Raw genomic sequence first — 19,849 nt, forward strand, 5'->3', positions numbered from 1 at the left:
AGTGGCGGGAACGGGCCGCGACGCGCGGCTCCGGCCCTCGTTCTTCCCTGGGGGGCCCGCTTCGGAGATGACCGGGCAGGGCCTCACCGGGTCTACTGTCGAAGCATGGGATTCCTCGTGTCCGGCCTCGCTCCGCCATCGCGCCGTGCAACGGCTCGCGCCGCCTCGCTCGTCGGGATGGGGCTCCTCCTGTGGGTCGTCTCCTCCGGGTGTAGTCCGACCTACGTGCAGCGCACGGCCCAGATGCGCGACCTGGCGGAGGTGGGGCGGTACGACGAGGCGATGAAGGAGCTGGACGCCGTCGCGGCGCAGGAGGGGATGGATCCGCTGCTCGTCGCGGTGGACCGGGGCGCGCTCCTGCATCGTGCCGGGGACTGGAGGGCGAGCACCCGGGCCCTGGAGCAAGCCGCGGAGCTCGCGGATGAGCACGAGGTGGTCCGGTTGACCGAGGAGGTGTCGGGGAACATCCCCTGGCGGATGGGGGTGCTGGAGCGACAGACGCTGCACACGCTCAACGCGCTCAACTACCTCCAACTGGGTCGGGCGGACGAGGCGGCCGTCGAGGCGCGGCTGTCGAGCGCGCTGAACCTGCAGCGGCACCTCGAGGAGCGCCACCACGTGGACATGGAGCGGCACCTGCTCATCTTCCCCATCGATGAGGAGCTGCGCCCCTACCTCGTCCAGAGCGCCATCGGGTTGTACGTGAGCGGGCTCGCGCACGAGGTGGCGGGAAACGAGGACTCCGCGTTCATCGACTACCTCGCCGCCTGGCGAATCACGCAGGCGGCCCCGCCGGGCGCCCCCTCCCGCATGCACCACCTGGGCCCCTGGCTCGTGGCGGAGGCGAGGCGGCTCGGGCGCCCGGAGCTCGCGGAGCTGGAGCGCGCCCTGCCTGCCTCGGTGGCACCTGCGCTGACGGAGCGGGAAGGCGAGTTGGTGGTCATCGTGGAGGCCGGGAGGGTTCCGGAGCGCTGCATGGCGCAGCGAGGCTTCGATACGAAGAACCAGATCCAGTCCGTCTGCCCCAGGCCCTGGATGCGAGGCAGGGCCGTCGTGGAGGTGGCGGACGGCACCTGGAAGACGGAGACCGTCACCTCGCTGGAGAACATCCTGCTGCGCCGCGCCGACCATGGCGTGGCCCTGGACACCATCCGGCGCGCGAACCTGTGGTCGCGCATGGGCACGCTCGGGGTCTTCCTGGTGCTGCCGCCGCTGGGGGGCTTCCTGTGGTTCCGTGCGGCCATCGCGTACTACCTGGTGTCGGAGCAGAGCTGGCTCAGCCTCCCCGCGGAGTTCCAGGTGGCGCGCATCACGCTTCCCGCCGGCCGACACGCCGTGCGCATCCTGCGAGGTGGCGAAGAGCAGGTTCGGGAGGTGGACATCGCCCCTCGACGTGTCCAGGTGCTCGTCGTCTCGACGGAGTGAGCGCCGCGGCCTACCGGGCCTGCTGGCCCGCCCGCCGCCCGCCCGCGCGGAGCCGCTCGGCGTCCTCCGGGTGGAACCGGGTGACGAGGGCCAGCTCCGTCTCCACGTCGCGAATGCCGATGTCGTCCGGCACCGGGACAGCGGCGCTCCATGGTTCGAAGAACCGCAGGTAGCTGCGTCCCTCGTCCTCCCAGCCTCGCATCACCAGACGCCGGAGGACCCGCTCCCCCAGGTGCGTCCTCGCCACGAGGACGATGGCGGTCCGGCTCCCGTCCTCCGGGCGTGACTCCTCCTTGACCTCCGCCGCCAGCGCGAGCCCCGCGGTCCAGAGCGCGTCCAGCGGGACGTCATAGGCGTAGTCGTAGAGCTGCTGGCGCAGGTACTCCTCCTCACCCATCATCTGTTTGATGCCGCCGCAGCCCGAGGCGAGGAGGAGGCAGAGCCCTGCTGGAAGGAGGCGGTTCATGGGCTTGCACTCAAGCCCGTCGCTCCTCTGCGATACAAGCCCCTTGGTGGAACCGCTGCACCGCGCGGACCCTCTCCTGCGAGGCTCCGTCGTCCATGCTCCAGCCTTCCCGTTCCAGGCACCGACGCTCGGGCGTCGGGGCGAGGTTGCTCACGGTCGACACCCAGGACTTCCCGCGACTCACCCGGGGGAAGTGGGGGGTGGCCCGCTTCGTGCCCTCGCGCGAGGAGGCCGAGGCCGCGCTCGCGCGCCTTCGTGCGTGTGGCCCGGACGTGTACGTCAAACGCGTCCAGTGAGCGATGTCTCATGATTCAATGCCCGCGCTGCGTGCGGGCAGACGCGGTTTCGTCCTGACTGGACGCAGCCCGAGGAATGTATCAGGGGCGCGTCGGGTCGCCGCGACAGGGCACAGGACTTGCTGGGTCGGGCGCGTCAACCTGGCGCACCCCGGAGCAGGCATGTCCCAGTCGGTCCAGACCATCCTGAACATCAACGGCATCGCGAACGGCTCGCCCTACAGCACGCAGGAGCCCACCATCGTCTTCGACAACCTGCCGTTCAGCCTCTGGGGGGCGATGTCGACCGCCAGCACGGTGACGGGCAAGGTCGTCGGTATCGCGAACCCCCAGCAGTATCAGGTGGCGCTGTTCGCGCTGGAGTCGAAGACGCAGATCCTCGGCAACACGTCGTGGCTGGCGTCGGTGGGGAGCGACGGGACCTTCTCGCTGTCCGTGCAGCAGAGCGCCACGATCTACTGCGCGCTGTTGATGACGCCGACGTTCGCCCAGTCCTATTTCGCGAGCACGTTCCCCGGCGGCAGTGGCATGGTCTCCACGCTCCCGGTGCCCGCCGAGCATCCCGGCGACGTGCTCTTGATGATTGGCGTGCCGGCGGGCCTCAACCGCAGCCTGGTCCAGCCCTTCTCCTGGTCGGACCCCGTCATCAAGCCGGGCGACGCGTTCCTGCAACCCGCCGGGCTCAACCGGCAGTTGTCTCCGGGGTCGACGAATGGCCTCCCAGACCCTTCCAATCCCTCCCAGACCCACCAGCTGTGGACCATGCTGCTCGAGGGCAATACCCCTTCGATGATGTCGTTCCGGATCACCACCCAGAATCGGGATGGGACCGCGGGGCGGGGGGCGTTCGCGACGGGCGTGTATGTCTATGGCCAGACGATGTATCTGCTCGCGGGCGCGGGGCCCGCTTCGGGGCAGCCGAGCGGGACGACGCCCATCGTCGTCTCGCAGGCCATCGTCAACTGGCAGGTCCTGCCTCCCTCCATGGTCCAACTGGGGATGGCGCTGACCATCCTGCCGGAGAAGATCCTGCTCGCCGTCGACGTGGTGAACGTGGAGCCGTCGGTCCTCGGGACCTTCCTGAAGGCGCTCTACAAGGTCGAGTTCGAGCTGCTCGGCCTGCTGTTCGAGATGCTCTGACTCGGCTTTCTCGCCATTTGAATGGGAGGCGGCCATGGGTAGAGCTCGAAGGACCGCCTCTCGCCGGCTACTGGCTGTGGCAGGGGCACTCGATGGAGGAGGTGATGGAGTGGGCGCGCCGCTGCCCGAACCCGATGCCGGGGGAGGAAGGCGTGCTTGAGCTTCGCCTCGTCTTCCATGTCGAGGACTCTGGCGCCGAGTTCAACCCTGAGCCGCCCATGCAGGAGGACGAGCTTCGCGTCGAGGTGGATCGACAGCAGAAGGCGAAGTAGCCACACGGCCTTCCGCCCTTGCAGTGCGCGGCCATCATATCCGCCGTGAGTTGTAGGCCGCGGCCTACAGGCCCGGATGCGAAATCCTTGTCTGTTCGCACCTTTGGCCGTGGGCTCGAACCTTGCTCCAGGGAGCGGACACCGTCCCAATCCCCAGGAGCGCATTCATGAGCGTCGGCCCCGCGAGCAATCGCAACAACAGTGTCAGTGACACGGAAGCGGCGGCACGTCGGGCCGCCGAGGAGGCGCGTCGCGCGGCGGAGGCTGCGGCCAGGGCCGCGGCGGAGGCCGCACGCATGGCCGCGGAGGCCCAGCGGGCCGCAGCGGCCCAGCAGGCCGCCAGCAAGGCCACCACCTGCTTCGAGGGCCAGGGCCGCCAGACGGAGTTCGACAAGCGCCTCGGCGTCGACACCCAGGCCTCCTCGCTGCTCACCGAGGACGTCCACGACAACAAGCAGAACTGCCTGGATGTCGCCGCGGACTGGGTGGACAAGGCAACGCCCGCTCTGCGCGCACGCTCCCAGGCCGTCTTCCTCGAGGACACCCGCCCAGGCGTGGAGGGCCAGTCCGGCCACGTCGTCATTCGCCAGGGCGACAAGATCCTCGACCCCACGACCCACAAGTCCTACGAGTCGATGGAGGCCTTCAAGAAGGCCCAGCCTCACTACCGGGAGGCCGGAAGCCTCTCGGCCAACCAGGTCAAATCCATCCTCGACACCAGGCCTGGCTCGCCAGAGCGCGCCGCCGCCCTCGAGAAGGCAAAGGTGCCCCCCGAACTCCAGAAGATGATGGTGGCGGACACCAAGCGCCCCCTCAACCCGGACTCCGTGCGCAAGGCCGACGAGGACTACCAGCGCCTCAAGGAGAAGGGCACCGCAGCGGGCTGGGGGCCCTACGTCGCCGAGACCCTCGAGCACTACAAGGGGGACAAGGACTATCAAGCCCGTTTCATGGAGCGACTCAAGGAGGGCGGCTCCGAGTCCATCCTCGCCCACGTGGGAATGGAGCACTTCAACGATGCCCAGGCGAACCGCACGCCCGAGGAGAAGAAGAACTTCCTGGACGCGCTGAAGACGTCATACGAGGCGGGGACGCTCAACGACGCGGACCTCCAGTCCCTGCGCAACCTCACGCCGCAATGGAAGGGCGCCGTCGACACACTCGGCCTCTCCAACGTGGATCGCGCGCCCCAGACCGACTCGGTCATGTCCAGCGTGAGCGAGGCCACGAAGAAGTACAACGAGGCCGCCGACAACGCCAAGAAGAAGGACACCGAACTCGCCGCGCACCTGGCCAAGCTCGGCCCGTCGCTCTCCGACGAGCAGCGCGCGGCCTACATCAAGGCCTTCCAGGACGACCCGAAGAACCAGGAGGTCTACGCGGCCAAGGAGAAGGCCCTCAAGGCACTCAGCGACACGATCAAGAACAATCCTTCCGCGCTGACCAACGCGGCCATCACCAGACCCGAGGACGCGAAGACCCTTCAGGATGCGCTGACGAAGCTGGCGGACAGCTCCGAGGCCAAGGTCGCGATGGAGGCGGCGCTGGCGCTCACGACGGATGCGAAGGCCTCGCAGGCCTTCTCCAAGTCGCCTGAGTTTTACAACGAGCTCATCAAGAAGGCCCTGCCGCACATGGCCGCCCAGGAGGTCGCCAACACCAAGGACCCCAAGGACGCCCTGGAGAAGTTCACCGACCAGTTGGAGAAGTACAAGCCGCTCTACGACGTGGTGGGCGGCAAGGACCGCTTCGTCGAGGGCATGGAGGCACTCAAGCACGTCGAGAATTCAAAGCAGCCTTGGACCGCGCTCGAGCGACTCAAGCAACTGTCCGCTCCCGGGGTCCCCGAGGCTGCGGGAGATCTGTCTCCCGTCGGACCCGAAACCACGGGCGCACTGGCCGCTGGCTTCAGCGGAGCGGGTGTCATTTTCGGTGCTGCCTTCGCGGCCAAGGAGCAGCGCGACGGCGAGTACCAGAAGGCGCTCAAGGAGACCTTCGGAGTCGGCAGGGACTCGCTGGAGCTGTACTCGGCCGTCTCAGGCTCGCTCGCCAATCAAGGGAAGCTCGCGCGCTTCGGTGTGACGTCCTCGGACGACCTCGTGCGCACCGCGAAGCTGACTCGCCTCGCCCCCGGGCTGGGCGTCGCGGCGAGCTTCCTGTCCGCGAGCATCCGTGTCGAGGACCTGAAGGACTCCAAGGACCCTGGCCAGGCCATCGCGCTCATGGGCGACACGCTGAGCGCGCTGGGGAGCGCGGCGGAGGTCTTCCCCCTCTCCGCTCCCGCCGGACTGCTCATCAACGGCGCGGGCGCGGTGGTGACGGCGGGAGGAGAGGCCGTCAGCAACTGGTGGAAGGGAGACCAGCTCGAGAAGGACCAGAAGAAGTACCTCCAGGCCGCCGGCATCGACGACCAGGTCGGTTCGGCGCTCGTCGACTCCAGCCCCGAGCAGTTGAAGCTCCTCCGGGACGCGCTCGGCATGTCGCCCGCCAAGCTCCAGGAGCTGGTGAAGCTGGCCCCCGACCTCGTCCAGTCCGAGGTGACGAAGGACATGACGCAGCGGTTCGTGTCGCTGATGCTGAGCCACAGCGTCTCGGGAGACCAGGTGGTCACGGCGATGGAGAAGCTCAAGCAGGGAGGCAAGTATGACTACAGCGACCTGCGCGGCTTCCTGTACGACCGGGGCGAGGGCTTCAAGACGCAGAAGGAGTGGGGACAGGAGCTGGAGGACTACAAGAACAGGCGCGTCGATGCCCCCAAGCCAGGGTTCATCGACGCGCTCCGACAGGCGCTCCAGCCCTGACCCCGTCCATCAGCGAACGGCGCGGAAGGTGACGCGATAGACCGACGGCGCCACGGGCTGCACGTGCTGGACCTCGCCCGAGTAGAAGTAGGGACGCACGGCCCGCGGAGCGGACTCCGCGGGCTGGAAGGCGTAGTGGAGCACCACCGGCTCGCCATGGAGCTGTCGCGCCGTGATGTAGCCCACCAGCGCGTGCTCGAAGGAGTGATACCCGTTCTTCCAGGGCCACTGCTTGGGGAGGACCGGCAACGGCTGGTGCGTGGCGCCATCCAGGAAGGTCCACACCTCGCCGTGCGCCGGGTCCACGAAGCGGCGCATCCAGAAGTCCACCGTGGCTGGCAGGTACTGGCCCGCCGACGGCGTCGTCAGCGCCAGCGACGCCGCGAACTGGTCCAGCTCCGCGTGGATGAACCAGTCCCTCGTCTTGTCCAGGCTCCCATCCGGCAACGGACGGGATGTCCATGCGCCCGTGTCCGAATCGAAGGCTCTCCGCAACACCTGGGGCCCGTGCGTCTCCGCGAAGCGCACCAGCTTCGGCTCCTTCGTGAGCTGGCCCACCATGCGGAGCATCCACAGCGCCTTGATGGTGTGCCCGAAATCCGCCTCCGAGTTCCCCACCTTGCGCTCCTCTGGCGGCAGCAGGTCGCGGAAGAAGAGGTTCTCCGAAGGCGAATAGAACCCGTCGACGAGCTGGCGCGACAACGCCTGCATGTCCCGCTCCCAGGCCTTCCGTTGCCGGGGCGGCAGCGTCGGGGTGAGCAGCACGAGGAAGGTATTGAGCGGGTCGAGCGTGTCCATGACGCGCACCGGACCCTGGCCCCCAGGTGACTGCCGGAGCGGCGGAGGCCCGTACGCCTGGAAGAGGTACTCCTTGCCCGCGACGAGGTCCTGGAGCACGGCCTCGTCCCGCGTGAGGTAGTAGTAGAAGGCCAGTCCGAGGAGCGCGTAGGACTGTTCCTGGGGGTTGCGTTGGGAGACGTCGGGTCCCCACGCCCCCGCCGCATTGTCCCGCCAGGAGAACGCCCCGCCGTGTTCGCGGTCGAAGGCGTGCTGGCGCAGATGGTCCACGCCCGCGCGAGCCAAGGCCAGATAGCGAGGCTCTCCGGTCAGATGGAACGCGACCCCATAGGCATACGTCTGCCGGGAGAGGGCAACCACATACGTGACATCCGCCAGCAGCCAGTCGTTGCCCCGAAGCTCCGGGCAGGGATTGCTCCGGTCGAGCAGCGAGCCGTCATTGCAACGCACCGAAGGGAATGCCCCCAACGGCTCGCCCAGCGCGGAGGGCATCGTCCAGAAGGGAAGCAGCTCCTGGCGCAGATGCTCCTGCCAGCGCTCGCCCTTCGGCAGCCGCGCCAACCACTCCGGGGCCGGGGCACGGGCCTCCGAGGCGCCTCGAGCGCTCCGAGGCCGGGCCGCCGCGCCCCCACCGAGGAGGAGGACGGTCAGCAACAGGAGACCTGGCGGCAACGAGGACGGGGATGGGCGGGAAGCGCTCATGGGCATGAATGGCTCGTCGGAGTCCGGATGTTACGTCGCTCTCCTCCTACCCTCAGCCCTTTCTTCCTTCGCCCACCTGTTCGGGCTTCCCAGCCGATGCCTCGGGAGCGCGCCTTCGACCAGGGCTATGTCGCCTTCTGCCGCTGCTCCATCTGCGCGCGGAGCCCCTCTTCCTGAGCGCGGAGCTCGGGGGTGAAGGTCTCTCCGAGGTCCGCCATGTCGTAGACCGGGCGGATCTCGATCACCCCCTCCTGACCGGGCATCGGGTTCGGGCAGCGGCGCGCCCACTCGAGCGCCTCCTCCATCGACCGCACCTGCCACAGCCAGTAGCCGGCGATCAGCTCCTTGGTCTCCGTGAAGGGGCCGTCGAGGACGCTCGGCTTCTTCCCGTCCTGGAAGACCACCCGCTTGCCCTTGCTGCTGGGCTGGAGGCCCTCGGCGGCGAGCATGATGCCCGCCTTGACCAACTGCTCGTTGTACCTGCCCATCTCCGCGAACATCTCTTCCGTGGGCATGGCGCCCGTCTCGGAGTGGGGGGTCGCCTTCACGAAGACCATCACGCGCATGTTCGGCTCCTGGTTCGTGGGCGGGTCTGTTCCCGCCCTTCATCCAGGCAACGAGTAGCGGGTCGTCAGATCGACATGCCTCGCGCATTTTTCGGAAGCCGTGTGGTTCCGAGGGCTTGCGCGAGCGGTCGGGAGAGCAGGCCCCGGGTCGCGGCCGTCCGTCCACCTCCCATCCATTCGCTCGTTCCGCTGTGGCGTGAACGACAGGGGCCTCGCCCCCGCGGCGGCTAATCGACAATCCCTCTCTCGTCGCGCCCTCCCATCCTCGTGGCTCCTGTAGTCGGGGGGCCTGACTCCGAGCGGCGGGTGAATGGGCCTCTTCCCTCCAGGGACCGACGAGGTATTGCGTGGCGGACTGGCCTTGCTGGCCGGGGTGCCCGTGCTGGGCGTCGTCGTCCTGATGCTGCTGGCCCGCAGCCCGCTGGGGACCGCGACCTTCGAGCCGGTGGAGCAGCCCGTGCAATTCGATCATCGCCACCACAGTGGGGATGAGGGCATTGGCTGCCGCTACTGCCACGAGGGCGCCTGGGAGGGGGCCTACGCGGGAGTACCTCCGACCAGCCGCTGCATGGGGTGTCACGCCCAGGTCTGGAACGAGAGCCCGCGGCTCGCGCCCGTGCGGGAGAGCTACTTCCAGGACCGCCCCATCCCCTGGAACCGCGTCCACCGCCTCCCGCACTTCGTCTTCTTCAACCACGCCATCCACGTCCACAAGGGGGTGGGGTGCGTGAGCTGCCATGGCCGCGTGGACCAGATGGCGCTGGTGGAGAAGGTGGCGCCGCTCACCATGGGGTGGTGCCTGGAGTGTCACCGGGATCCCACGCCCCATCTCCGCCCGCCGGAGCGCGTCGCGGACATGACGTGGCGCCCCCCGGTCGATGCCCTGGAGACGGGCCGACGGGTGCGCCAGGCCCTCCACGTCGCCCCCCGAACGGAGTGCAACACATGCCACCGTTGAAGGAGCGCTTTCCGCTGCCGGTGCTGAGGAGCGCCTCGCCTCCCGCGTGGCGGAGCCTGGAGTCGCGTCGACGGCAGGAGGCCCCGGGCCCGGAGGAGGAGTTCCCTCCCGGTGCCTCGCGTCCACCCGAGGGCCTGTCGCGCAGGGCCTTGTTGGAGCTGGCCGCGTTCGGCGCCGCGGCGAGCACCGCCGGTTGCTTCCGGCAGCCACCCGAGAAGGTGATGCCGTACTCGCGGCAGCCACCCGAGGTGACGCCCGGCGTACCGCTCCACTATGCGACGGGCCTGACGTTGGAGGGCCACGTGCGAGGCCTCGTGGTGCGCAGCCACGAGGGGCGGCCCACGAAGGTGGAGGGGAACGTCGCCCATCCCGAGAGCCTGGGGGCGGCGGGCCTGCAGGAGCAGGCATCACTGGTGGGACTCTATGACCCGCATCGCGCGAAGCTCGTGCGGCACCGGGGCCAACCCTCCAGTCGTGAGGCTCTCTTCGCGCGACTGCTCCAGCTCGCGGCGCGAAAGGACGCGGGCGAGGGGCTGCGGCTGTTGGTGGACCCCACGGGGTCACCCCTCTGGGCCCATACCTGGGGGCGGATCCTGGAGCGCTTCCCTCGCGCGAAGGTCGTGCCCTTCTGTGCCGCCGACACCGGCGCGTCACTCGAGGGCGCCCGGATCGCGTATGGCCGACCGCTGACCACGCTCCCCCGGTTCGACACCGCCCGCGCCGTGCTCTCGCTGGACGACGACTTCCTCTCCACGTTGCCCGGCAGCCTCCGCGCGGCGCGGGAGTTCAGCGCCTCGCGCGCGCTCCCCGACATGAGCCGGCTGTGGGTGGTGGAGAGCCACCTGTCCGTCACGGGGGCCTTCGGCGACCACAGGCTCCGGGCGAGGCCCACCCGTGTGCCCCACGTGGCTCGGCACATCGGCGCGGAGGTGGGGCGGCGGCTGAAGCGCAGCGACCTGGCCACGCTGGCCGACGGTGCCATGTCCACCACCGAGTCCGAGCGGCGGTGGATCGCCGCGGTCGCGGCGGACCTGGTGGCGCGGAAGGACCAGGCGCTGGTCGTCGTCGGCGCCCGGCAGCCCGCGGCGGTGCATGCGCTCGCGCACCTCCTCAATGACGCTTTAGGCGGACACGTGGCGAAGGTGGCGCCGACGTTGACGCCGGCGCCGGACCCGGGGGCGCTGCCCGCGCTCGTGGAGGAGCTGCGTGGTGGCGGGGTGGACACGCTGCTCATCACCGCGTGGAACCCCGTCTACCGCGCGCCCGCGGACGTGCCGCTCGCGTTGGCGATGGGCCGGGTGGAGGACAGCGTGTACTGCACGCTCCACGAGGACGAGACGTCCATCGCCTGCACCTGGAGCGTCCCCTCCACGCACGCCTACGAGCACTGGGAGGACGGGCGCGCCAGCGACGGGACCGCGACCATCCTCCAGCCGCTCATCGCGCCCTGGCTCGAGGAGGTGGTGGCCCCGCTGGAGGTCGCGGCGGCCTTCTCCGGCGCGCTGGCGGAAACGTCCTATCAGCGGCTCCGCGCGTTGTGGCGCGAGCACGACGGGGGAGGAGGGCGGGCCTGGGAGGGCTGGCTCGCGGAGGGAGTGATTCCCGGCACGCGATTGCCGGAGGTGGCCGCGCGGGTGGACGCGCCCGCCGTGCTCGCGGCCGTGCGCGCCTTGCCCCCGGCGTCGGACTCCGGCCTCGAGGTCCAGTTCATCCTCGACGCCCGGGTCCAGGACGGACGCTTCGGGGCGAACCCCTGGTTGCAGGAGCTGCCGGACCCCATCACCAAGCTGACGTGGGACAACGCCGCGCTGGTGAGCCCGGCCACGGCCGCGCGCCTGGGGCTGGCGCGGGGCGCCCGCGTCCGGCTGGCGGCGCGGGACGGCGCGGTGGAGGCGCCCGTGCTGGTGCTGCCGGGACAGGCGGATGACACCGTCACGCTGCCGCTCGGCTACGGGCGCGCGAGCGGCGGGCCGGTGGCGGAGGACGTGGGCTTCGATGCCAACGAGCTGCGCTTCCAGGACGCGCCCTGGGTCCTTCCGGGCGTGAGCCTCACCCTCCTGGAGGGACACCACGACTTCGCCCTCACGCAGGAGCACTGGCGCATGGAGGAGCGGCCCCTGGCCCTCCAGACCTCGCGCGAGACCTTCGAGGCCCACGCGCGGACCCTGCTGGAGGGGCTCCAGGCGCCGCGGGAACACCTGTATCCCCCCGTCCCGCACCCGGTGACGCCGCCTCACCGCTGGGGGATGGCCATCGACCTGAACCGTTGCACCGGCTGCAGCGCCTGCGTGGCGGCGTGCCAGGCGGAGAACAGCATCCCCTCGGTGGGGAAGGAGCAGGTGCGCAAGGGGCGGGAGATGCACTGGCTGCGCATCGACCGGTACTTCCTCGGGGACGAGGACGACCCCGGGGTCATCACCCAGCCGGTGATGTGCGTGCATTGCGAGTACGCGCCCTGCGAATACGTCTGTCCGGTGGCGGCCACCGTCCACTCGGACGAGGGCCTCAACCAGATGGTCTACAACCGCTGCATCGGCACGCGGTACTGCTCCAACAACTGCCCCTACAAGGTCCGTCGCTTCAACTACCTGGACTACACGGGGAAGAACCCGCTGGCGCGCATGCTGCGCAACCCCGACGTGTCGGTGCGCTCGCGCGGGGTGATGGAGAAGTGCACGTACTGCGTGCAGCGCATCGAGGCGGCGCGCATCCGGGCGCGGGTGGAGCTGCGTGAGATACGCCCGGGGGACGTGGACACCGCGTGTGCGCAGACCTGTCCCACGCGCGCCATCACCTTCGGAGACCTGGACGCGCGCGACTCGGCGGTGGCGCGCCTGCACGGCGACCCTCGGCACTACGCGCTGCTGAACCATCTGGGGACGCGACCGCGCACGGTCCACCTGCTGAGGTTGAAGAACCCCTCGGAGGCGCTCTCATGAGCGACGTGGCCCCCAAGGCGCCGGTGACCGAGGACCCGCTGGTCGAGGCCACGCTCCTGGAGGGGCGCTACTCCAACGACCAGATCGGCCAGTCGTTGCTGCGGCCGGTGCTGGGCCCGCCGGGGTGGGGGTGGTGGGCGCTGGTGGGGGTGTGCTCGGCGCTCGTCGTGCTGCTGGTCGTGGCCATCTGCGTGACGTTGTTCGTGGGCGTGGGGACGTGGGGCAACAACATCCCCGTGGCCTGGGCCTTCGGCATCATCAACTTCGTGTGGTGGATCGGCATCGGCCACGCGGGCACGCTCATCTCCGCCATCCTCCTGCTCTTCGGCGAGAAGTGGCGCTCCAGCGTCAACCGCATGGCGGAGGCGATGACGTTGTTCGCCGTGGCCTGCGCCGGCCTCTTCCCGCTGCTGCACCTGGGGCGCCCGTGGAAGTTCTACTACCTGGTGCCGTATCCCAGCTCGCTGCGCATGTGGCCGCAGTTCCGCTCGCCGCTCACCTGGGACATCGTCGCCATCCTCACGTACCTCACGGTCTCCACCCTGTTCTGGTACATGGGGTTGCTGCCGGACCTGGCCACCGCGCGCGACACCGCGAAGGAGACGTGGAAGCGCCGCGCGTGGGGGCTGTTGTCACTGGGGTGGCGCGGCAGCGCCCGGCACTGGCGCAACTGGCGCACGGGCTATCTGTTGATGGCGGGGCTGGCCACGCCGCTGGTGGTGTCCGTCCACACCATCGTCTCGTTCGACTTCGCGGTGGCGCAGCTCCCGGGCTGGCACACCACCATCTTCCCGCCGTACTTCGTGGCGGGCGCCATCTTCTCCGGCCTGGCCATGGTGATGACGCTGCTGCTGCCCGCGCGCCGGGTGCTGCGCCTCCACCACGTCATCACGGAGGCGCACCTGGACGTGCTCGCGCGACTGCTGCTCGTGGCGGGCCTGTTCGTGGCCTACGGCTACATCCAGGAGCACTTCTTCGGCTGGTACGGCGGAGACCCGTACGAGATGCACGCGATGAGCATCCTGCGCACCGGCCCGTACGCGCCCGCGTTCTGGACGGTGTTCACCTGCAACGTGCTGGTGCCGCAGTTGTTCTGGTCCCGCAGGCTGCGCACGTCGCCCGCCGTGCTGTGGGGCGCCGCGCTGCTCGTCAACGTGGGCATGTGGCTGGAGCGCTTCGTCATCGTCGTGTCGCCGCTCAGCGAGGACTTCCTGCCCAGCAGCTGGCGGCACTACGCGCCCACGTGGGTGGACCTGTCGCTGCTGTCGGGGACCGTGGGGCTCTTCGGCCTGGGCTTCCTGCTGTTCCTCAAGCTGCTGCCTCCGGTGCCCATCAGCGAGGTGAAGCAGCTCCAGGACGAACTGGAGTCCTCCGAGCGCTTCGCCCGTGAGGTGGTGGCGGAGGCGCGCGCGCCCGGAGGTGGAGCGTGAGCCGGTGGCTCCTGGGCGAGTTCCGCACCTCCCAGCAGCTGCTGGAGGCGGCGCGAGGGCTGCGCGCGCGCGGCTTCACGCGGATGGACGCGCTGACGCCGTTTCCGGTGGAGGGCATCGACGAGGTGCTGTCGCTGCCTCCCTCGCGGCTGCCGCTGCTGGGGCTCGTCGCCGGGGTGGGGGGCGCGGGTGGCGCGTACCTCGTGCAGTGGTTCACCCAGGCGGTGGACTGGCCCCTCGACGTGGGCGGCCGGCCACTGCACTCGGGGCCAGCCTTCATCCCCATCGTCTTCGAGTCCGCGGTGCTCTCGGCCGCGGGAGCGCTCTTCCTGGGGGTGCTCGTGGCCTGCGGGCTGCCGCGGGTGACGCACCCGTTCTTCGACCTGGAGGACTTCCGCAGCGCCAGCATCGATGGGTTCTGGCTGGCGGTGACGGTGGTGGACGACGCCGGGCGCGACGCGGCGGACGCGGCCCTTCGCGCGCTGGGCGCGGCCCAGGTGTCCCTGGTGGACGAGGCGCGGCGATGAGCGCGCGGAGCCTGTGGGCGGTCGCGCTGGTCGTGAGCGGGTGCAACGACCTGGACCCGATGCAGGTGCAGGCGCGCGACAATCCCTACTCGGAGGACGAGAACTTCGCGGACGCGCGCGCCATGCGGCCCACGGTGCCGGGCACGATGCCGCGCGAGTGGTACCTGCGCCAGGCGGCCTACGTGCCGCTGGCGATTCCGGACGGGGGGCTGGTCGACCCCTGGAGTTTCCCGCTGCCGCTCACCCGCGAGGTGTTGCTGCGAGGCCGCGACCAGTTCGAGACCTGGTGCGCGCCGTGCCACGGCCTGCTCGCGGATGGTCGGAGCATCGTCGCCCGGAACATGCGGCTGCGCGCGCCTCCCGCCTTGTATGGGCCCGGGCACGAGCGCCACCCTCCCAGGGGCGTGGAGGAGGGACTCCCGGACGCGGGGACCGGCGCCCTGGAACCCGCGTCCCCCGGCTGGGCGGCGCTGCCGCATCCCCCCGGCTTCTACTACCAGGCCATCACCGAGGGGTATGGACTCATGCCCTCGTACGCGCCGCAGATACCGCCGGAGGAGCGCTGGATGGTGGTGGCCTGGCTGCGGGTGCTGGCCTACAGCCAGCTCGCGCCGCTGTCCGCCGCGCCGCCAGACGTCCGCGACCAACTCCAGCGTTCCAGCGGCACGCGAGGTGCGCCATGAGCCGGGTGGTCCTTCCTCGGTACGACGGCGGGCGGCGGGCCATGGTGGGGGCGGGGGGCGGCGGGGTGCTCGCGCTGCTCGCCACGCTCGTGGGGGGATGGGGGGCGCCGCGTGAGGCGGCGCATGGCTACCTCTTCGCGTTCGCGTGGTGGCTGTCGCTCTGCCTGGGCGCGCTGCTCATCCTCGCGGCCTTCCACGCGTCCCGGGCCCGCTGGCCCACGGTGCTGCGCAGGCCGTTGGAGATCATGGCCGCGTGCGGGCCGCTGTTCGCCGTCTTCTTCGTGCCCGTGGCGCTCGCCATGCCGCAGCTATTCCCCTGGGTGAGCCCGCCGGCGGACCTGGGCGCGCACGGGCTGCACCTGCTCGCGCACAAGCGCCCGTACCTCAACGTGCCCTTCTTCCTCGCCCGCGCCGTCCTCTACTTCCTCGTCTGGGGCGTGGTGGGCGGGGCCCTGTGGCGCTGGTCCGTGCGTCAGGACGCCGAGGCCGGCATCAGCGAGCGGGGCATCCATCTCACCCAGCACCAGCGCCGGCTGTCGGCGGGCACGTTGCCGCTCGTGGTGCTGTGCCTGTCCTTCGCCTGCCTGGACTGGCTGATGTCGCTGGAGCCGCTGTGGCAGTCCACCGTGTACGCGCTCTCCGTGGGGTGTGGTGGGGTGGTGGCGGCCCTGGCCACGGTGGCGATCCTGGCGGCGGGGGGGCGCGGGCCCGGGGAGTTCGGCGCGCTCATGGGGCCGCGGCACTTCCGCAGGCTGGGGACGCTGCTGCTGGCCTTCCTGTGTCTGTGGGCCTACTGCGGCTTCTCGCAGTTCATGCTCATCTGGATCGCGTCGTTGCCGGAAGAGGTGACGTGGTACCGCGCCCGGCTGGACGGTGGCTGGCTCCCGGTGGCCGTGCTGCTCGCGCTGGGGCACTTCGCCGTGCCCTTCTTCCTGCTGCTCTCGCGGCGCATCAAGGAGCACCCGCGCTCGCTGGCCTGGGTGTCCGCGTGGCTGCTCCTCATGCGCGTGGTGGACGTCTACTGGCTGGTGCTGCCCGCGCTCCACCCGGGACGGGCGTCCTTCCACTGGACGAGCGTCACCGCGTGGCTCGGGTTGGGCGGGCTCAGCGTGGCGGTCGTCCTGTGGCTGGCGCGCGGGGGCTACACCGTGCCCGTGAGGGATCCATTCCTGCTCCACTCGCTGCGGGTGCCCGAGCAATGAGCCCCGAGTTCACGCCACCGCCGTCCGACGCGGGGCAGCTCCCCAGCGGGCGCATCGCGCTGGTCGCGGGCGGCTGGCTGGTGCTCATTGCCCTCGCCGTGCTCGCCGCCCATCTCTGGCAGGTGTGGACCCGTCCGGACGAGGAGGCAGGGCGCCCGCCGGGCATGGGCCGCGCGGAGCAGTCCGTCGTCGAGCAACGCCCCTTCGCGCTGGAGGACTCGGCGGCGCGGCTGAGGACCACGCAGCACGCGCGGCTGGAGGACTATGGCTGGGTGGACCGGGACGCGGGCGTCATCCACGTTCCCGTGGAGCGGGCCATGGACGCGATCCTGGCCGAAGAGGGGGCGCGGCCATGAGCGAGCTGCTCCGGCGCATGCTCTTCCTCCCGGAGGAGGGCTCCACGCTGGCGTCGCGCGTGGATGGCATCCACTTCTTCATCATCCTCACCACGTTCGTCGTGGGGGCGGCCATCGGCCTCACGGGCTTCGTCTTCCTGCTGCGCTTCCGGCGGCGCCATGCGCACGCGCTCACCCCGGAGGTCCTCGCGCCCGTGTGGATGGAGGCGCTCTTCGTCTCCGTGCCGCTGTTGTTCTTCCTGCTGTGGGGGGCGCTGGGCTACCGCGACTACGTCTGGTCCCGCTCGGCGCCACCGGACGCGCTGGATGTCTACGTCACCGGCAAGCAGTGGATGTGGAAGTTCGCCTATCCGGAGGGCCCGGGCGCGGTGGACGTGCTGCACGTGCCGGCGGGGCGCCCGGTGCGGCTGCTCATCACCTCGCGCGACGTCATCCACTCCTTCTACGTGCCCGCCTTCCGCCTGAAGATGGACGCCATCCCCGGGCGCTACACGGAGACCTGGTTCGAGGCCGTGCGCCCGGGGCGCTACCCGGTGCTGTGCGCGGAGTACTGCGGGCTCGACCACTCACACATGCGCGCGGAGGTGGTGGCCCTGTCTCCGGCCGAGTTCGAGGTGTGGCGCACCCAGCAGGGCGGCGACCAGGTGGCCTCCGGCGCGGGTGTTGCGGAGCCGCTGGTGGAGCAGGGGCGCGTCGTCGCCACGCGCGCCGGCTGCTTCCAGTGCCACACGGTGGACGGCACGCCGCACATCGGCCCCACCTGGAGGGGGCTGTACCTGCGCGAGGAGCCGCTGGACACGGGAGGCACCATCCGGGCGGACGTGGCCTACCTCACCGAGTCGATGATGGAACCACAGGCGAAGGTGGTCGCGGGCTACGCGCCGGTGATGCCGTCGTTCCAGGGGCGGCTGAGCGCGGGGGACGTGGCCTCGCTCGTCGAGTTCATCCAGTCGTTGCGGCCGGAGCGCCCCGTGCCTCCCACCGTGCAGGAGCCCCGGTATGAGCTTCGAGGTCGCTGAGCCGGCGATGCCGCGCGAGCACTATCTCAACGCGCGGCGGGGCGCGTGGTCGTGGCTCACCACGCACGACCACAAGCGCATCGGCGTGATGTTCCTGGTGGCGCTGCTGTGCACCTTCCTCCTGGGCGGAATGTTCGCGCTCGCGCTGCGGCTGGAGCTGCTCACGCCAGGGGAGACGGTGATGGGGCGGCTCGCGTACAACCGCGCCTTCACCCTCCATGGCGTCATCATGGTGTGGCTGTTCCTCATCCCCTCCATCCCCACGACGTTCGGCAACTTCCTGCTGCCGCTGATGATCGGCGCCCGGGACGTCGCCTTCCCACGGCTCAACCTGGCCAGCTTCTACCTGTTCGTGGTGGGCGCGGTGATGACGGTGTGGGCCATCCTCGAGGGCGGCGTGGACACGGGCTGGACCTTCTATACGCCCTACAGCACCGCCACCGGCACGGACGTGCTGCCCGTGCTGATGGGCGTGTTCGTGGTGGGCTTCTCCACCATCCTGTCCGGCCTGAACTTCATCACCACCGTCCACACCATGAGGGCCCCTGGCATGGGGTGGATGCGGCTGCCCCTCTTCGTGTGGGCCATCTACGGGACCTCCATCATCCAGGTGCTGGCGACGCCGGTGCTGGGCATGGTGCTGCTGCTCGTCGCGTTGGAGCGGGTGGTGGGGGTGGGGCTGTTCGACCCGGCGCGCGGCGGAGACCCGCTGCTGTACCAACACCTGTTCTGGTTCTACAGCCACCCGGCCGTCTACATCATGATCCTCCCCGGCATGGGCGTCATCAGCGAGGCGGTGAGCGCCTTCTGCCGGAAGAACCCCATCAGCTACCGCGTGCTGGTGTGGAGCACGGTGGGCATCGCCTTCGTCGGCTTCCTCACCTGGGGCCATCACATGTTCGTGTCCGGCCAGTCCGTGCTGGGGGCGGGGACGTTCAGCATCCTGTCCATGCTGGTGGCCATCTTCACGGCGCTGAAGATCTTCACGTGGACGAGCACGATGTACCGGGGGAGCATCTGGATGTGCACGCCGTTCACGTACGTGCTCGGCTTCATCTTCCTGCTCTTCTTCGGTGGCATGAGCGGCGTGGCGGTGGCCGTGACGTCCGCGGACCTGCACTGGCACGACACGTACTTCGTGGTGGCGCACTTCCACTTCATCATGGTGGGGGCGTCGCTGATGGCGTTCCTCGCGGGCCTGCACTACTGGTTCCCGAAGATGTTCGGCCGGTGCTACCCGGAGGGGCTGGGCGTGGGCACGGCCGTGCTCATCATCTTCGGCTTCATCACCACCTTCCTGCCGCAGTTCCTGCTGGGGAACATGGGCATGCCGCGGCGCTACGCGGACTACCCGGAGCACTTCCAGCCGCTGCACGTGGCGTCCACCGCGGGCGCGTCACTGCTGGGGTTCGGCTTCCTCATCATCGCCGCGTACCTGGGCTGGTCCCTGCGTCATGGCCGGGTGGCGGGGAGGAACCCCTGGGGCAGCCGCGGCTACGAATGGCACAGCGACTCGCCTCCACCGGAGGCCAACTTCCACGAGCCGCCCGTGTTCCCCTATCGGCCGCACGACTACTCGCGGCCGGACCTCCAGCCGGAGGTGGGCCATGCGGCCTGAGGCCTCCCTGCCACCCGTGGTGCCACAGGCCGGGCACTTCGGTGACGAGGCCTCGCGCCAGGACGCCGCGCACCTGGGCATGTGGATCTTCATCGCGTCCGAGGTGATGCTCTTCACGGCCCTCTTCACCGCCTACGCGTTCTACCGGTACGCGTACCCGGACGCGTTCCATCAGGGGCGCCTGCACATGGAGGTGGGGTTGGGGACCCTCAACACCTATGTGCTGGTGACGAGCAGCATCCTGGTGGCGCTGGCGATCTCTGCGGTGCGCGCGGGGCGGGACCTGCGCGCCGGGGGGTTGTTGCTGGGGGCGTTGGCGCTGGGGGTGGTCTTCCTGTTCATCAAGGGCGCGGAGTACACGCAGCATGCCCACGACGGCGCATTGCCCGGCGCCTGGTATGACTTCGAGGCGTTCTCCATGCCCGGCGCGAGCCTCTTCTTCACCCTGTATTGGGTGATGACGGGCGTCCACGCCGTCCACGTGCTGGTGGGGATGGGCGTCCTGTCCACCCTGGCCGTGCGCGCGCTGTCGGGGCATTTCAGCGTCGCGTACCACACGCCGCTGGAGCTGGGCGGCATGTACTGGCACCTGGTGGACATCGTCTGGTTGTTCCTCTGGCCGCTGTTGTACCTGGCCTGAGGGGAGGCGCG

General features: G+C 69.9%; 17 protein-coding genes. 14 read left to right on the forward strand and 3 right to left on the reverse strand.

What is annotated here, in order from left to right; all coding sequences use genetic code 11:
- The first annotated feature begins 225 nt into the window (after positions 1 to 225).
- A complete protein-coding gene (locus LZ198_RS16465; RefSeq protein ID WP_253972923.1) occupies positions 226 to 1,425 on the forward strand; it encodes a hypothetical protein in 1,200 nt (399 codons plus the stop codon).
- Positions 1,426 to 1,435: 10 nt separating this feature from the next.
- Here the strand turns inward: LZ198_RS16465 and LZ198_RS16470 are convergent, their stop codons facing one another.
- The gene (locus LZ198_RS16470; protein ID WP_253972924.1) at positions 1,436 to 1,891 is read right to left on the reverse strand and encodes a hypothetical protein; all 456 of its coding nucleotides are present in this window, start codon (positions 1,889 to 1,891) and stop codon (positions 1,436 to 1,438) included.
- Between the two features lie 146 nt (positions 1,892 to 2,037).
- Here LZ198_RS16470 and LZ198_RS16475 point away from each other — a divergent pair, with 146 nt between their 5' ends.
- The 3 genes from LZ198_RS16475 (at position 2,038) to LZ198_RS16485 (ending at position 6,400) form a co-directional block, all read left to right on the forward strand.
- Positions 2,038 to 2,187: a hypothetical protein gene (locus LZ198_RS16475; protein ID WP_253972925.1), complete on the forward strand. Its 150-nt coding sequence runs from the start codon at positions 2,038 to 2,040 to the stop codon at positions 2,185 to 2,187.
- Between the two features lie 162 nt (positions 2,188 to 2,349).
- Positions 2,350 to 3,327 (forward strand): hypothetical protein, encoded by a 978-nt coding sequence (locus LZ198_RS16480; protein ID WP_253972926.1) that lies wholly within the window; start codon positions 2,350 to 2,352, stop codon positions 3,325 to 3,327.
- A gap of 439 nt (positions 3,328 to 3,766) precedes the next feature.
- Complete coding sequence (locus LZ198_RS16485) at positions 3,767 to 6,400, forward strand: hypothetical protein (protein WP_253972927.1); 2,634 nt, start codon at positions 3,767 to 3,769, stop codon at positions 6,398 to 6,400.
- A gap of 9 nt (positions 6,401 to 6,409) precedes the next feature.
- Here the strand turns inward: LZ198_RS16485 and LZ198_RS16490 are convergent, their stop codons facing one another.
- Positions 6,410 to 7,900, reverse strand: coding sequence for an AGE family epimerase/isomerase (locus LZ198_RS16490; protein WP_253972928.1), 1,491 nt, complete (start codon positions 7,898 to 7,900; stop codon positions 6,410 to 6,412).
- A 125-nt stretch (positions 7,901 to 8,025) separates the two neighbouring features.
- Positions 8,026 to 8,466: a YciI family protein gene (locus LZ198_RS16495; protein ID WP_253972929.1), complete on the reverse strand. Its 441-nt coding sequence runs from the start codon at positions 8,464 to 8,466 to the stop codon at positions 8,026 to 8,028.
- A gap of 310 nt (positions 8,467 to 8,776) precedes the next feature.
- On the opposite strand from LZ198_RS16495, the gene LZ198_RS16500 reads away from it, so the two are divergent.
- From LZ198_RS16500 to LZ198_RS16545, 10 genes are read left to right on the forward strand one after another with little or no spacing between them, the layout of a single operon-like run.
- Positions 8,777 to 9,424: a cytochrome c3 family protein gene (locus LZ198_RS16500; protein ID WP_253972930.1), complete on the forward strand. Its 648-nt coding sequence runs from the start codon at positions 8,777 to 8,779 to the stop codon at positions 9,422 to 9,424.
- A complete protein-coding gene (locus tag LZ198_RS16505; protein ID WP_253972931.1) occupies positions 9,412 to 12,363 on the forward strand; it encodes a 4Fe-4S dicluster domain-containing protein in 2,952 nt (983 codons plus the stop codon). Before LZ198_RS16500 ends, LZ198_RS16505 begins: the two co-directional genes overlap by 13 nt.
- Positions 12,360 to 13,793, forward strand: a complete 1,434-nt coding sequence (gene nrfD, locus LZ198_RS16510) for an NrfD/PsrC family molybdoenzyme membrane anchor subunit (RefSeq protein WP_253972932.1) — start codon at positions 12,360 to 12,362, stop codon at positions 13,791 to 13,793. Before LZ198_RS16505 ends, nrfD begins: the two co-directional genes overlap by 4 nt.
- Complete coding sequence (locus LZ198_RS16515) at positions 13,790 to 14,320, forward strand: DUF3341 domain-containing protein (protein ID WP_253972933.1); 531 nt, start codon at positions 13,790 to 13,792, stop codon at positions 14,318 to 14,320. Before nrfD ends, LZ198_RS16515 begins: the two co-directional genes overlap by 4 nt.
- Positions 14,317 to 15,003, forward strand: coding sequence for a c-type cytochrome (locus LZ198_RS16520; protein WP_253972934.1), 687 nt, complete (start codon positions 14,317 to 14,319; stop codon positions 15,001 to 15,003). Before LZ198_RS16515 ends, LZ198_RS16520 begins: the two co-directional genes overlap by 4 nt.
- Positions 15,000 to 16,205, forward strand: coding sequence for a hypothetical protein (locus LZ198_RS16525; RefSeq protein ID WP_253972935.1), 1,206 nt, complete (start codon positions 15,000 to 15,002; stop codon positions 16,203 to 16,205). The genes LZ198_RS16520 and LZ198_RS16525 overlap by 4 nt, the downstream gene beginning before the upstream one ends.
- Positions 16,202 to 16,561: a hypothetical protein gene (locus LZ198_RS16530; RefSeq protein ID WP_253972936.1), complete on the forward strand. Its 360-nt coding sequence runs from the start codon at positions 16,202 to 16,204 to the stop codon at positions 16,559 to 16,561. The genes LZ198_RS16525 and LZ198_RS16530 overlap by 4 nt, the downstream gene beginning before the upstream one ends.
- The gene (gene coxB / locus LZ198_RS16535) at positions 16,558 to 17,580 is read left to right on the forward strand and encodes a cytochrome c oxidase subunit II (protein WP_253972937.1); all 1,023 of its coding nucleotides are present in this window, start codon (positions 16,558 to 16,560) and stop codon (positions 17,578 to 17,580) included. The genes LZ198_RS16530 and coxB overlap by 4 nt, the downstream gene beginning before the upstream one ends.
- Positions 17,561 to 19,198, forward strand: coding sequence for a cbb3-type cytochrome c oxidase subunit I (locus LZ198_RS16540; RefSeq protein ID WP_407667434.1), 1,638 nt, complete (start codon positions 17,561 to 17,563; stop codon positions 19,196 to 19,198). The genes coxB and LZ198_RS16540 overlap by 20 nt, the downstream gene beginning before the upstream one ends.
- The gene (locus LZ198_RS16545; protein ID WP_253972938.1) at positions 19,188 to 19,838 is read left to right on the forward strand and encodes a cytochrome c oxidase subunit 3 family protein; all 651 of its coding nucleotides are present in this window, start codon (positions 19,188 to 19,190) and stop codon (positions 19,836 to 19,838) included. The genes LZ198_RS16540 and LZ198_RS16545 overlap by 11 nt, the downstream gene beginning before the upstream one ends.
- Positions 19,839 to 19,849 lie beyond the last annotated feature (11 nt).

Origin of the sequence: Myxococcus dinghuensis (assembly GCF_024198235.1) — a bacterium.
In the GTDB taxonomy this organism is placed as follows: domain Bacteria; phylum Myxococcota; class Myxococcia; order Myxococcales; family Myxococcaceae; genus Myxococcus; species Myxococcus dinghuensis.

Coding starts and splice junctions, on each gene's coding strand:
- LZ198_RS16470 (WP_253972924.1), bottom strand. CDS start 1,891: ATGAACCGCCTCCTTCCAGCAGGGCTCTGCCTCCTCCTCGCCTCGGGC.
- LZ198_RS16480 (WP_253972926.1), top strand. CDS start 2,350: ATGTCCCAGTCGGTCCAGACCATCCTGAACATCAACGGCATCGCGAAC.
- LZ198_RS16485 (WP_253972927.1), top strand. CDS start 3,767: ATGAGCGTCGGCCCCGCGAGCAATCGCAACAACAGTGTCAGTGACACG.
- LZ198_RS16490 (WP_253972928.1), bottom strand. CDS start 7,900: ATGAGCGCTTCCCGCCCATCCCCGTCCTCGTTGCCGCCAGGTCTCCTG.
- LZ198_RS16495 (WP_253972929.1), bottom strand. CDS start 8,466: ATGCGCGTGATGGTCTTCGTGAAGGCGACCCCCCACTCCGAGACGGGC.
- LZ198_RS16500 (WP_253972930.1), top strand. CDS start 8,777: ATGGGCCTCTTCCCTCCAGGGACCGACGAGGTATTGCGTGGCGGACTG.
- LZ198_RS16505 (WP_253972931.1), top strand. CDS start 9,412: ATGCCACCGTTGAAGGAGCGCTTTCCGCTGCCGGTGCTGAGGAGCGCC.
- nrfD (WP_253972932.1), top strand. CDS start 12,360: ATGAGCGACGTGGCCCCCAAGGCGCCGGTGACCGAGGACCCGCTGGTC.
- LZ198_RS16520 (WP_253972934.1), top strand. CDS start 14,317: ATGAGCGCGCGGAGCCTGTGGGCGGTCGCGCTGGTCGTGAGCGGGTGC.
- LZ198_RS16525 (WP_253972935.1), top strand. CDS start 15,000: ATGAGCCGGGTGGTCCTTCCTCGGTACGACGGCGGGCGGCGGGCCATG.
- LZ198_RS16530 (WP_253972936.1), top strand. CDS start 16,202: ATGAGCCCCGAGTTCACGCCACCGCCGTCCGACGCGGGGCAGCTCCCC.
- coxB (WP_253972937.1), top strand. CDS start 16,558: ATGAGCGAGCTGCTCCGGCGCATGCTCTTCCTCCCGGAGGAGGGCTCC.
- LZ198_RS16540 (WP_407667434.1), top strand. CDS start 17,561: ATGAGCTTCGAGGTCGCTGAGCCGGCGATGCCGCGCGAGCACTATCTC.
- LZ198_RS16545 (WP_253972938.1), top strand. CDS start 19,188: ATGCGGCCTGAGGCCTCCCTGCCACCCGTGGTGCCACAGGCCGGGCAC.